The 12,901-nt window shown below is 48.3% G+C and carries 14 protein-coding genes and 1 pseudogene; 7 read left to right on the top strand and 8 right to left on the bottom strand.

Features of this window, described 5'->3' with window-relative positions:
* Window positions 1–2 precede the first annotated feature (2 nt).
* From fliG to B147_RS0113695, 6 genes are all read left to right on the top strand, one after another.
* Window positions 3–1,016: a flagellar motor switch protein FliG gene (gene fliG, locus B147_RS0113720; RefSeq protein ID WP_020587777.1), complete on the top strand. Its 1,014-nt coding sequence runs from the start codon at window positions 3–5 to the stop codon at window positions 1,014–1,016.
* A complete protein-coding gene (locus B147_RS0113715) occupies window positions 1,003–2,007 on the top strand; it encodes a FliH/SctL family protein (RefSeq protein ID WP_020587776.1) in 1,005 nt (334 codons plus the stop codon). Before fliG ends, B147_RS0113715 begins: the two co-directional genes overlap by 14 nt.
* Before the next feature lie 8 nt (window positions 2,008–2,015).
* A complete protein-coding gene (locus B147_RS0113710) occupies window positions 2,016–3,383 on the top strand; it encodes a FliI/YscN family ATPase (protein ID WP_026259653.1) in 1,368 nt (455 codons plus the stop codon).
* A 3-nt stretch (window positions 3,384–3,386) separates the two neighbouring features.
* A complete protein-coding gene (gene fliJ, locus B147_RS0113705; protein WP_020587774.1) occupies window positions 3,387–3,845 on the top strand; it encodes a flagellar export protein FliJ in 459 nt (152 codons plus the stop codon).
* Entirely contained in the window at window positions 3,832–4,461 is a 630-nt protein-coding gene (locus B147_RS0113700) for a MotE family protein (RefSeq protein ID WP_020587773.1), read from the top strand. The genes fliJ and B147_RS0113700 overlap by 14 nt, the downstream gene beginning before the upstream one ends.
* A 295-nt stretch (window positions 4,462–4,756) precedes the next feature.
* Window positions 4,757–5,059, top strand: coding sequence for an antibiotic biosynthesis monooxygenase family protein (locus B147_RS0113695; RefSeq protein ID WP_020587772.1), 303 nt, complete (start codon window positions 4,757–4,759; stop codon window positions 5,057–5,059).
* A gap of 67 nt (window positions 5,060–5,126) precedes the next feature.
* Here the strand turns inward: B147_RS0113695 and B147_RS0113690 are convergent, their stop codons facing one another.
* The 6 genes from B147_RS0113690 to B147_RS0113660 form a co-directional block, all read right to left on the bottom strand.
* Window positions 5,127–6,710 carry an MBL fold metallo-hydrolase RNA specificity domain-containing protein gene (locus B147_RS0113690; RefSeq protein ID WP_020587771.1) on the bottom strand — a complete coding sequence of 528 codons (1,584 nt, stop codon included), beginning with the start codon at window positions 6,708–6,710 and terminating at the stop codon, window positions 5,127–5,129.
* 40 nt (window positions 6,711–6,750) lie between these two features.
* Window positions 6,751–7,521 (bottom strand): DUF4197 domain-containing protein, encoded by a 771-nt coding sequence (locus B147_RS0113685; protein ID WP_020587770.1) that lies wholly within the window; start codon window positions 7,519–7,521, stop codon window positions 6,751–6,753.
* A 20-nt stretch (window positions 7,522–7,541) separates the two neighbouring features.
* The gene (locus B147_RS0113680; protein WP_020587769.1) at window positions 7,542–9,590 is read right to left on the bottom strand and encodes an AsmA family protein; all 2,049 of its coding nucleotides are present in this window, start codon (window positions 9,588–9,590) and stop codon (window positions 7,542–7,544) included.
* A 194-nt stretch (window positions 9,591–9,784) separates the two neighbouring features.
* Window positions 9,785–10,285, bottom strand: coding sequence for a thiol peroxidase (tpx, locus tag B147_RS0113675; protein WP_020587768.1), 501 nt, complete (start codon window positions 10,283–10,285; stop codon window positions 9,785–9,787).
* A gap of 301 nt (window positions 10,286–10,586) precedes the next feature.
* Window positions 10,587–10,805, bottom strand: coding sequence for a hypothetical protein (locus B147_RS0113665; RefSeq protein ID WP_020587766.1), 219 nt, complete (start codon window positions 10,803–10,805; stop codon window positions 10,587–10,589).
* Window positions 10,806–10,931: 126 nt separating this feature from the next.
* Window positions 10,932–11,594: a transposase gene (locus tag B147_RS0113660; RefSeq protein ID WP_020587765.1), complete on the bottom strand. Its 663-nt coding sequence runs from the start codon at window positions 11,592–11,594 to the stop codon at window positions 10,932–10,934.
* A gap of 72 nt (window positions 11,595–11,666) precedes the next feature.
* Here B147_RS0113660 and B147_RS32915 point away from each other — a divergent pair.
* Window positions 11,667–11,858: pseudogene (locus tag B147_RS32915) on the top strand (ISLre2 family transposase); the annotation flags it as partial.
* A gap of 124 nt (window positions 11,859–11,982) precedes the next feature.
* Here the strand turns inward: B147_RS32915 and B147_RS0113655 are convergent.
* A complete protein-coding gene (locus B147_RS0113655; protein WP_020587764.1) occupies window positions 11,983–12,198 on the bottom strand; it encodes a hypothetical protein in 216 nt (71 codons plus the stop codon).
* Window positions 12,195–12,524 (bottom strand): DUF4258 domain-containing protein, encoded by a 330-nt coding sequence (locus B147_RS0113650; protein WP_020587763.1) that lies wholly within the window; start codon window positions 12,522–12,524, stop codon window positions 12,195–12,197. The genes B147_RS0113655 and B147_RS0113650 overlap by 4 nt, the downstream gene beginning before the upstream one ends.
* Window positions 12,525–12,901 lie beyond the last annotated feature (377 nt).

The raw sequence follows: 12,901 nt of genomic DNA, 5'->3' as shown, positions 1-12,901 counted from the left end.
CCATGCCCAAAGCAATTGATCCGGAAAACCTAAATGGTTGTCAAAAGGCAGCAATATTTCTCATGTACATGGGAGAAGAATATACAACCCAGGTATTTTCAAGAATGAAAGAGCAGGAGATTGGAGAAATCGCCTTTGAAATGTCCAAGGTTGATCAGATTACACCGGATATACTCAAGGTTGTGTGTGCTGATTTCAATGTCAAATTTGAAGGAGAGTCCAAGATGATTGTTGAAGGGGACTCCTTTATCAAGAATGTGGTCACCAAGACACTGAAGGACAAGGAAGCCAAAGCCATCCTGGACGATTTGGAAAAAAAGAAACAGGCCAAACCCTTTATATGGAGCCGGAATGTAAATACGAACACGTTATCTACATATATTGAAGGAGAACATCCCCAGACCATCGCCATGATCCTGGCCCATATGCCTGCAGAGATTTCAGCGGAAATTTTGATGAATCTGCCGGATGAACTCAAAGGCGATATCTCCATGAGAATCGCCCGGCTGGGCCAGATCTCCGAAGACGTTGTCAGGGACGTGGATAAGGCGTTGAAATATGAGCTCAGTGGCGCAGTCGGCCCCGGAGGCAAGGCCGGCGGCTTGGAAGTTTTGGTGGATATTATCAATGGTGTGGACAAATCCACCGAAGATGCGGTTATGGAATATGTTGAGGAAGATGATGCGGAAATGGCCAATGAAATACGCAAACTCATGTTTGTATTTGAGGATTTGACCAATGTGGATGATACGGCCATGAGGGAAATTCTCAAGAAGGTTGAAGGCCAGCAGCTGACCTACGCCTTGAAGACCGCCACCGAAGATATGAAGTCCAAAATTTTCGCCAACCTGTCCCAGCGGGCCGGTGAAATGCTCAAGGATGATCTGGATGCCATGGGTCCTGTTCGCCTTGCAGAGGTTGAAGAAGCCCAGCAGGCCGTAGTCAGGGCAGCCAAAGAGCTTGAGGCCGACGGCACCATAACCCTGGGTAAAGGAAAGGATGATGTCCTTGTCTGATCAAGATGAACATAAAGAGGGATCTTTGTCGTCACAAGATGATGAATTCAAGGCCATTGATGTGGGCGCCCTTGACAGTTTTAATGAAGAGATCTCACTTAAGACGCCGGATACCGAGCCTGATTTTGACCGGTTTAAGCTTCTATTTGATCCTTTGGAAGTTCAAAGGGAAGAAGGCGGATTTGAGGCCGTTTATAAAGTAACCAAGCAGCTTAAAGAGGAACTGTTCGAACCCTTGATCCAGGGCGCGGATGTGGATGCCGACAGTGATAAAAAGAATGACCCGGATCCCATGGCGGAAACTGAAGAAGAGGATGAGCCCGAAGATGGCCCCACACCTGAAGAACAGGGCTTTGCCGCAGGTTATGAACAGGGGATGGCCCAGGGGCTTGAAGAAGGAGAGGCTGCCGGCCATGCCAAAGGCTATGAAGAGGGGTTGGAAAAAGGCAGGGAAGAGGGATTTAAACAAGGCGAGACCGACGGGTTTGCCAAAGGCGAGGCCGAAGGGTTTGAAAAGGGGATGGCAGAGGGGCGTGATGCCGGCAAACAGGAGATTATTCAGGAAATGCCGCAGGTCCTGGACCCTTTCCGGCAGGCATTGGAAACCGCAGATCAGATGCTGGAAAACATGCTGGCAAGATATGAAACCCAGTTGGTTGAACTTGTCTGTCAAATTGCCGGAAAAGTGGTACTGGCCAAACTGGACTCGGACGATGCCGTGATCAAGAACACAATCCTGGACGCATTGTCCCAGCTTGCCTCCCCGGAGGAAATCACCCTGAATGTAGCTGCAGAAGATTATGAATATGTAGAAATGGTTAAAGAGACCTTTTTTGAATCTGTACGCTCCCTGACCCATATCACGGTGAATACCGACGCCATGATTCCCAAAGGGGGGTGCCGCATTGAAAGCGCCGGTGCCACCATTGCGACAGATCCCGAGTCTAAACTCAAGGCGGTTTACGACGCCATTGCCCAGGCGGGGAGCTAAATGGAGATATGATGAGCGATCTTTTTGAAAAAGTGGATTTCAGCATTTATGCCAATGCCGTGGAAAAGGTCAGGACCGTGATCCCCGAAGGCCGTGTCTCCCAGGTGATCGGGCTGATTGCCGAAGGGGACAGCCTGGGCCTTGGCGTGGGCGGTGTATGCCGCATTATCAATGACCATGGCATGGCCGTGATGGCTGAAGTGGTGGGCTTCCGGCAGGAAAAAGCATTATTCATGCCCTTTGGTGATATCAGGGGCATCAGCATGGGAAGCCGGATTGTACCGGTGGCCTCCTCCCCCATGGTGCCGGTGGGTGACGACATGCTTGGGCGCGTGCTGGACGGCATGGGAAATCCCATTGATAATAAGGGGCCGATTTCAGGTTCAACCTCCTATTATCTGTATGGAAAGCCCCTGGGGCCCCTGGAACGAAAAATGATCAAAGAGCCTCTTGATGTGGGCATCGGGGCCATTAACTCCATGATCACTCTGGGGCGGGGGCAACGGGTGGCCATCATGGCCGGTTCAGGCGTGGGAAAAAGTGTACTCATGGGCATGATGACCAAACATACCAATGCGGATGTGGTGGTGATCGGGCTGATTGGGGAACGGGGCCGGGAGGTCAAGGATTTTGTGGAGGAAACCCTGGGAGAAGAGGGGCTCAAGCGGGCTGTCCTCGTGGCGGCCACATCGGACTCCCCGCCGTTGACCCGTATGCGGGGGGCCTATCTGGCCACCACCATTGCCGAGTACTTCAGGGATCAGGGAAAGGATGTGCTGCTCATGCTGGATTCCATTACCCGGTTTGCCATGTCCTCCAGGGATGTGGGATTGGCTGCCGGTGAACCACCGACTACCCGCGGATATACGCCCTCATTCTTTGTGCAGATCCCCATCCTTTTAGAGCGCCCCGGCGTCCTTGAAAACGGCGGTTCAATCACCGGCATTTACACGGTCCTGGTGGAAGGTGACGACATGAACGACCCGGTGGGCGATACGGTCCGTTCCATAACGGACGGCCATATTGTCCTGTCCAGGGATCTTGCCAATCGCGGACACTACCCGGCCATTGATGTCATGGCCAGTGTTTCCAGGGTCATGCGGGATGTCAGCAAACCCGAACATATGGCCATGCGGGACAAAGCCGTCAATATCATGGCGTCATATCGAAATGCAGAGGACATGATCACCATCGGTGCTTATGTGGACGGATCAGATCCCGATGTGGACCAGGCCAGAAAACTGATGCCCGGCATCAACCGGCTGCTGCGCCAGAATATTGGCCAGAAAATGGATATGCAGGCCAGTGTCGCCGGGCTGAAAAGAGCGCTGGGAATCAAGGGCGCCCCGACTGAACCCAAAAAGAACAAGGCCTAATATATGAAAAAATTTCGGTTCAGACTGGAAAGCCTTTTAAAATACAAACGCCATCTTGAGCAGGTTGCCAAGCAGGAAATGGCCCAAGCCGTAGCCAATGTCCTGGCCTGTGAGCAGCGAATCACAGGGTTGCAAAACGACAGAATCTCGGCGACGGAACAGCTTGATACCCTGGTGGAAAAAGGGATGGGGGCAGGCCAGTTCAACCGGTACAGACAATTTATTACGGCCATAGACCAGACGATCATTCTTGAACGTAACAAAAAAATCGAACTTGAAAAAATTCTGGATGAAAAGCGAAACGCTCTTAAACAAAGAACCATTGACAAAAAATCACTGGAGCGGCTGCGGGAAAAACAAGACCGGGAATATACCCATGAAATGCTACGGGAAGAGCAGAAGGGTCTGGATGAAATTGCATCCTTGAAAACGGCCAGGGAGGTGAACAATGAACACACTTAAACGCTGGGTGGTGGGTCTTTTGGTCAATTTGATTATCGTTACAATCGCCTTTGTCGGTGTTTCATATATGCATTCCGGTCAGCCTGCACCGGTTTTGGCAGCAGATCCGGAGAAACCAGAAACGGCATCGGCTGAAGGCGAAAACACAGAAGGTGCGCCTGCTCCCTGTCCGGAATGCCCCGAGTGCCCCGATCCTGCCAAGGTTGTTCTCCAGGGCCTTGAAGATAAAAAAAAAGCCGTGGCCGAAGCCAGTGAAAAGCTTGCCAAGGAAAAAAAAGAACTGGAAACCTATGAGGCACAGATTGATGAAAAAATAGAGTCGCTGACGGCCCTCAAAAAGCAGATCGAAGCGGATATGGCCCGGCTTGAAGAAAAGAAAAGCGCAAAAGAACGGCAAGAGACGGCCGCATTTGAGGCAAAGATGAACCGTCTGGTTAAAATGTATGCCAGCATGAAACCCAAAGCGGCGGCAGAAATTGTAAACAAGATGGAACTTTCCGTTGCCTATGAAATATTTTTAAGAATGCGCGAGGTTTCCGCCTCCCAGATTCTGGCTTTTGTGGAGTCCGAAAAGGCCGCAAAAATCAGCGAACGGCTGGCCTTTAGAAAACGCTGATAGATTCCGATTTTTAATTGAACCATACTGCCGTCTTCCCAATATCGCAGAGAGGGTTTTGAAATATTTCTTGATCTTTGTTAGCGGTTCTCGTAGTCTGATAATATAGATTTGCGGTCTATTCGGTAATATCCTGTAATCATAATTTTTGTGCGCACCCCATTGGGCAACAGAATCAAAACCTGTAATTTCAAAAATTTCAAATTGTCAGTAAACGTTGAAAAAAAATCATTCTGCTCAGGTCGAACAATTTATTTATGCAGTGAAATTTAAAAACCACGAAAGGAAGATTGACATGGCAATTAAAGTTTTTATCAAACGAATCTGTGAAGATGCCGGTAAGGAAAAAGAACTGATCTCTCTGGTACGAAAAATTAGAACTATTGTTCCTCTGCAACCAGGCTATCTTTCAAGCAGATATGTAAAAAAAATAGACCCACCAAAAGACATTGTTGCTATCAGCACCTGGGACTCTTTGGAAGATTGGCAGAAATGGTACGAAAGTGAAGAAAGGAGTGACGTGCAATCTAAAATTGATGCAATTCCAGGTGTTAAAACAGTATATGAAATCTATGAGGACGCAAAAACAGATATATAAATAGTTATGGCGGCCGGCAGGGAACCGTTTATTTTGCTGCCGGCCTATCCAAAAATGCAGGAGTGAGTCACCGCAATTTAAACCGGTCTCCAGGTTTGGGGATAAAGGCATTATATCCTTTCTCGTTAAGCCGCCGGGCAAATGCCGCGCTCTGTTCAGCTTCACCGTGGACAACGGCAATATCTTTTATCCGGAGATTGGAGTCGGCAACCACCCGCATCAATTCATGGCGGTCTGCATGGGCGGAAAACCCCCCGATTTTTTCCACATGGGCTCTCAGGGGATAGGATTTCCCCAAAATTTTAACTTCCGGTGCCTTGTCTGCATCCTGATTTTCCTGCAACCCGAGTTCTTCAATACGCCGGCCCAGGGTGTGCTGGGCCATATACCCCACGGTAAGGATGGTATGTTTGGGGTTATGGATCTTATAACGCAGGTGATGGAGAATCCGGCCTGCCTCACACATGCCGGATGCCGAGATCACAATATGCGGGGTATCGTCCTGGGTGACACGCATGGATTCCTCAACAGACTCAACAAACTTGATGTTTTTAAAATAAAAGGGGTTGATGCCCTTTTCCAGGAATATCTTATGGGTTTCTCTATCATAGGTTTCAGGATGCTCCCCAAAGACCTTTGTGATATTTGACGCCAGAGGACTATCCACATAAACGGGCACTTTGGGAACAGTACCGGATTCATACAACTGGTGAAGCACATAAATAAGCTCCTGGGTTCTGCCAAAGGCAAAAGAAGGAATCAAAAGGGAGCCACCCCGTTCAATTGCCCGGATCAGGGTCTCTTTCAGGCTGCCCGCAAGATCGGCCACCGGCGCATGCTCACGGTCCCCGTAGGTACTCTCTATAATCATCAGATCAATGTCCCTGTCCTCTTCATCAAATTCCAGGGTGGGGTCTTTTAAAATGGGCTTTTCAAACCGGCCGATATCTCCGGTAAAAAGGATTTTAAGAGGTTTACCGCCGTGTTCGGGCTTCACCGTGATCAAAGAAAAGGCGGACCCGAGAATATGGCCGGCCACATAAAATTTCACAGTGACTCCCTGGCCGATGGTCACTTGTGAATCAAATGGGTATCCGTCAACAAAGGAGAGGGATTCCAATGCATCTTCCTGGGTATACAACGGCGTCACCATGTCAAGGCCGTGCTCCTTGTGAAGTGCGGCAATGGCATCCACATCCAGTTCATGGGGGCCTTTTTTCAGCAGCTTTTTAATCTTGGCTTTTTCCTTGTTGGAAATCTGCTGTTTGGTTTTGGACTGTTCAGCCTGATACAGAAACGCACGCAGGGCCTTATAGTTCAGGTACAGGGCATCAGATTCCTGGATATGCCCTGAATCCAGAAGCATGTAATTCAGTGCGTCTTTGGTGGGGCGGGTGGTGACAATCCGACCGGCAAAGCCATCTTTTGTTAACAGCGGAATCCGGCCGGAATGATCAATATGGGCGTGGGAAAGAATCATGGTCGTAATTTCAGACCGGTTTATGGGAAAGTTCTCATTTTTCTCCCGGCTCTCCTTTCTTCTGCCCTGGAACATGCCGCAGTCCATTAAAATCTTATCAACGCCTGTATCCAGCACATGCATGGATCCGGTCACCTCTCCTGTTGCTCCGAAAAATCCAACTTCAACCATAGGTGCGTCCTCTTCTTAAAAAAAAGTTTGAGCTCAAACATCAGTTAAATAATTTTTTTAACAATGCCGTCGTCTGCTTTGCCGGATTTTCCCGGATAGCCTTTTCTTCTTTTGCCAGATAATAAAAAATGCCGTTCAGGGCTTCTTCAACAGCATAGTCCGTCAGATTGCCCTTTACATCGGGAACCAGGGGCAGGGATTTGTATTTTTCAATCATTTGGTCATAGGATTTCACTACCCCGATTTCTTCCAGGGTTTTCTCCACCACCGGTGTAAAAGTTTCGGTGAGATCGTCAGACGTTTTTTCCTTGAAATACTGAGTAGCAGCATCATCCCCGCCATTGAGAACGCTTTTGGCATCATCAAAGGACATCTGGGAAATGGCATCTACAAACAACGCCTTGGCCTTGGGTGTGGCCGCTTCGGCAGCCCGGTTCAGCTTCAGTTCCAGATCCTCGGCATAGGATCCCAGGCCGGCTTTTTCCATCAACATCTTGGCCTTGGAAAGATAGGAAGGCAAGGGGATATGGATACTGGAGTCGGAATTAAATCCGTTTTCAGCACCCAACTGGCCGACAACGTTCTCTGCGCCGATTTCCAGCGCCTCCTTGAGACCGGAAATAATTTCGCTGTTGGTCAGGCTGTCGGCTGAACTGTTACTGCTTTCACCACTGCCGTTTTTGTTTAGGGAGTTAATCAATGAAGCGCCCTGATCCAGCAGGGAATTTCCGGCCCAAACAGGCACCAGTCCCCCCAGAATAAAGGTAAAAACAAAAGCGACTGCTGCAACGCTGATTCTTTTTTTACACATTTTAAACGATTCTCCTATAATTAATTCAATAAACCCTTTATCAGCTCCTTGGCTGTATCCTTCATATCCGGTTTCTCACCAGAGTCCGATTTGTCACCGTTAATGAGTTGTTTAAGCGTATCGGTGTCGGGCAGCTGGTTTTTTAATATGGCGTCAAGATCCGGCCGTACCTTTGGATTTTCCCACGTCCCTGTCACATCAAAGGGAATCAATATCCCCGAACGGTCATTTGTATCCCCCTGCCCCTTAATTGTGGCAACCAGTTTCGGTTCAATCCTGAAATCCAGACTTTCTTTTGACAGACGGGTCTGGCCCTTGGCAACAAGCCTTAACAGGGGAGAGACAAGGGTGGCTTCCGAAATTTTCACAAGGCCTTTAGCAGCCGTATATGGAATATTTAGTTCGACAAAATCGGTCCTCTGTTTTTCCGCGGTGGCTTCGCCCAGCCCAAGGCCTGCGCCAAGATTACGAATGGTTCTGGCAATATCAACACCCACAACAGCACCATCAATAAATTTAAGCTGCCCTTTGCCGCCCAGGCTCTCTTTAATCATATCCGGCGTGTCTCCGGTCATGGAAAGGGAGATATCCGAGGTCAATGCCCCTTCAATCATATCCTTGCCCATACTGTCCCGGATGACAGGGCCCGCCTGAACGTTACTGGTTGTCAGGTGCAGGGTTGTCATCGGGTTCTTTTTGCGCACATCAATCCTGGCCTTTGCCCCCGCCTTTCCCTGGTACAGATCCATGGAAAGCGGATCCAGGGTAAATACCCCGTTTTCGCCTACCAAAGCAACTGTCATATTGGCCATGCTTAATCCCGCAGCCTTAAGGCTGCCGATGTTCACCTTTGCATCCAGTACCAGCCTGCGCAAAGGGGCATAATCAACGGTGCCGGCTTTTCCATTGCCCTTATTTGAACCCATGGCAGAGGACTCGATCTTGGGTGAAGCCCCCCCTTCCGAATCATTTTTTGTTGCCGAAGGCAGATACCGGTCCACATCAATTTTATCCAGGGTAAGTACAAATTTGAGGTCCGGTTTTTCAAACGCCTGGGCCTGGCCCCTGAAATTCATGGTAGAATCATCCAGCACCAGGACCCCGTCTGAAACCTCCACAGCCTGGGCTGACCCTTTGACGGCAGCCTTCAGGGAAAGCTTTTCCAGTGCTGAGGCATCATTGGTCTTAATTGGAAACGGACGCCCCAAAGAGTCAAACAGCTTTTTGGGCGAAAATGGTGCCAGATCAACGGCCAGGTTAAAGGTCTGTTCGGTCATGGGTTTAATCACCCGGCCTTTAAGGGAAAAAGCCAACTGGTCCACCGCCTTGACCATCAAGTCAAAATCAATATCCGCAGCACCGGGGTTTTGCCCCACAGGCCCGGCTGTTCCGGTCAAAGAGACGGGATTTCCGTCCAATTTGGCACCTAAGTTGATGTCAATGGCTTTATCAAGGGTGATGCCGGACAGATCTAAATTAATATCTGAAATCTTTTTGGACAGGCTGCTGCCTTTGTCCACATAGGAAAGGGACCCGTTGAGGACGGCAAACCGGTCAACGAGAAGCGACTCAATGGGAAGGTCCGTACTGTCTGTTTGTGGTTTTGAAGCAGTATCCTGGGGGGTGGATTGGGCCTCATTACCCTGATCCGAACCGTTAGTATCCTGGGGGCCTATATGTTCCCAGTTTCCTAACCCTGCCTTGTTTCTTACCAGCGCAATACTGGGCGACTCCACAATGAATTTTTCTACTTGAATGTGCTTGAACAAAAGGGGCAGGACTTTTACCCTGACTTCAAAGCTTTTCACCGAAATCATGGGCTCTTTTTCAAATCCTTCAGGATTGTCCAGGGTTAAGTCAGACAGCCGGATTCCCGCCCAGGGAAACAGGGAGAGTTTAACATCATCCCCCATGGAAAAACTGCGTCCGGTCTGCCGGGTTACCATGGTTTCGATATCCGGCAGATACTTTTTGACATCCACAAACATGGGAACCAGTACAGCAGCCCCGACAATCAGACCGGCGAGAATGCCTGTTGTTACGATGACCCACTTTAAGAATCTGACCATACCAACCCCCCTTGAGGTATTTAGGAACGCCTCTTAAATAAATTGCCCCTTTTGCTATATCCGGGAGCGCGGGCGTCCCCAGGTTAAGTGGTTTCGGACTCATTCCTTAGGCATGCCCATCCGAAAATAATCTTTTCAGCCGGTTTCCGAATGGGCTGTATTTTTTTGTTTACCAAGTCCCTATAGTTGACTTATCAGGACAATGCAGCCAACGCAGAGTCATAATCAGGTTCCTGTTTGATTTCCGGCACAAGCTCGGTATAAGCCACCTCACCGGATGTATTGAGAACAACAACGGCCCGGGCCGTAAGGCCTGCCAGCGGACCATCCTGCATGGCCACACCATAGTCAAGGGCGAACTGGGGACTACGGAAGGCAGAGGCCGTCACAACATTCTCAATGCCTTCGGCGACACAGAACCGTTTGTGGGCAAAGGGCAGATCCCCTGAGATGCAGAGCACAACCGTATTCTCCTTGGTGCCTGCTGTTTCATTGAATTTACGAACGCCTGTGGCACAAACGGGGGTATCAAGGCTTGGAAAAATGTTGAGCACCACCTGTTTACCGGCATACGCAGACAGTTTGACTTCTGACAGATCCTGCCCCACAAGGGTAAAATCCTTTGCTTTGTCACCTGTCTTAGGAAAATCACCAGCCAAAGTTACCGGGTTGCCGCCAAGTGTAATAGATCCCATGAAAGTTCTCCTTTTTTGTTTTCATACGTTTCGGTTTGGATAATCGTGGTCGGTTTGGAAAAATTATGCACCATAATATCTTCCATGCCTGTATTTTGTAAAGAATAATGGCTATATCTGATATTTCAAGTTTTCCGAAGTCCCAAAAAAAGTCACCGCCAATGCCATAAAGCTTTCCCGGCCTTGCCACGTAAAACAACGCCGGTTTGACATTTCAAGAAATGCAATCATATGGGCACCTATTTTTGTACATTGCTTAAGAATGCTGAGAGCCTCGTTAAAGCCTCTTCGGTCTGATCACCTATCGCAGCAATTCCGCGTGAACTACGATCTCTGCATCTAACAGTAATTGCTGCTCCTTTAGTTCAGATTCCCTTATTTTTAGATTTTGGTCAACTTTGCTAATCTCGCGGGACCAATATGAATTAAGTATCGTCAAAGCTATCGTTAATATTGCTGAAATCATGGCAAGCCATTTTCCAGCCTTCCCAGGGATGCTTTCAGTACTTTGTGTTCCCATGTTATCTCCTTACGTGTAAGTCCAACGGAACGGGGATCTGAGGTCAAGCTTTTAAAGCTCAAAAACTCTCATAAAATCGTTGAGATAACCTACTTATTAATCTGGGGACATTAATCTGGGGACACTTTACACATTTTTCTTTCGACCTGGCTTCTTTGGCCTGAGTCGTCTGTCTAAAATAGTCTCCAATTTCTTTACAAAAGTCGTTTTTCCCAACGGTCGGCCGTTACGTTCATGCTTTCTGAACAATTCGATTTCAGACTCTTTAATGTCAGAAGATAAAAAATCTCCCCACGGCGCATTAACAATCTCAAGCAAGGGTCTTGTTTTGACAAGAATGTCATCCTTCCCATCCATATGTGCCCCGGCGCTGCTCCATTTCCAATCCTCAGGACGTTTTACAAGACCGGCACGGACGGGGTTATACTCAATATACCGCGTGCATGCCAACAAGTAACTTTCTTCCATGATAAATGATGCGAACCTCCCCTGCCATAAATGACCGCGCCAGCCTTCCCTGAAATTGATCATTCTCGTATATCGCCGGTGTGCCTCCCCGACGGCCAGATTTAATCCATCCTTGGTTTCAGGAACTGCAATAAGGTGAATGTGATTGGGCATCAGGCAATAGGCCCATATATCAACCTTATAATTCAAACACCATTCCGCCATCAAAGCCAGATAGGCTTTAAAGTCCTGATCGCTGAAAAATGTCTGCTGCCGTCTATTCCCCCTTTGTGTAATGTGATGGGGAAAACCCGGCGCCACTGCCCTTGCCATTCGTGCCATGAAATGGAGTTAAGCATGTAGTCTAATTCCTGTCAATAAATAAGTATGGTGTCCCCAGATTCCCCCTTGAATTTGCCGATTGGCAGTGGTGCGATTGAAAGTTCGATTCGAAGAGTTGTCAATTTGAGGCTCAAGGGTCCCTGCATTTTTTGGTATAAAGAAAATGCGGAGAAAATGCTCATGCTGCGCTCATACTATAAATCGGGACGATGGAACTGTCTGAAACAAATGGCCAATTCACATATTTCATTGTTAGCTGCATAACCGTGAAAATGGGAATGCGCCCTTCCTTAAATCAGCCGAACCGCCTTGGTACGTGATCCATATGCCGGGTGGTGTGGGAGGGCTCCTCAGTGATGGGGAGTCCTATCCCGATTCTCTGTCATGATTAAACAGCTACTGGGGTAAGAGTAAAAACATCTGCAAGTTGCGTGGCAGTTTTTACATCCCCTCGTCTTAAAGCATCTCGAACATCATCCAATTTTAGTGCGTCATCAAGTGATAAATAGGGAGACCAACCATCGTCAGTGTCAACCAGTTCAATGTTGACCTTAGCGACATACTGTCCTTCATGGATTAGTTTTTGATGATGTCTTTTTTTCATTGTTTTCTCCTCATAAAATCATTTAACCACCTGTTTGGATCGGGTCTGTATGCAGTAACTAAAACAGCAGGCGATGAAGAGTCTTTCGGTATTCCCCATACTGCATGGATGGGATTACCTTGACTGTCTTTTTGTAAAACCAAAACACAAGGCCCCTTAAAATAATCGGGATAATCTTCAACGATAATACCATTCATGACACCTGATATAATATCCTTAACAGAAATTGAATCTTCAGCAAGCTCATCATATCCATGGTCTGATATCATCACTTCTCTACGCTTGACTAAAGCCATAATCTGCTCAAGTGTCTTGCTATTTTCCATTATACCATAATTCCTTTAAGTTACATCGGCAACGGAGCGTTATTTTTTTCAGATCTCGCGGTAGGAACGCCGGTCACCCAGCGCCTCCCGCACAGTCCCGGACGTGCGGTTTTCCCGCATCCGGTTCTTCGGTTAGACTCGCTTCCGCGCGGACCTTCACATCCTTGCCTTTAACGGATGCTTCAGTTTTGCCTTCGGTGACCGCTAAAACCCTCGGCGTCCACAAGTTGCTCTTTCGAAGCTGTACCAGCACTTCAGGGAGCGCGGTCTCCCCTGCGGCCTACAGAATTCTCTGCCTACGCTTAACCCATCTTGTTCGATATCCTTTTGACTGCTCTTTCAATTGGGTGAGTCCATCTACGCTTGTATCCAGGCTT

Origin of the sequence: Desulfobacter curvatus DSM 3379, assembly GCF_000373985.1 — a bacterium.
GTDB lineage: Bacteria > Desulfobacterota > Desulfobacteria > Desulfobacterales > Desulfobacteraceae > Desulfobacter > Desulfobacter curvatus.
The sequence above is the reverse complement of the archived record's forward strand: the minus strand, read 5'-3'. Positions and strand labels throughout refer to the sequence as shown.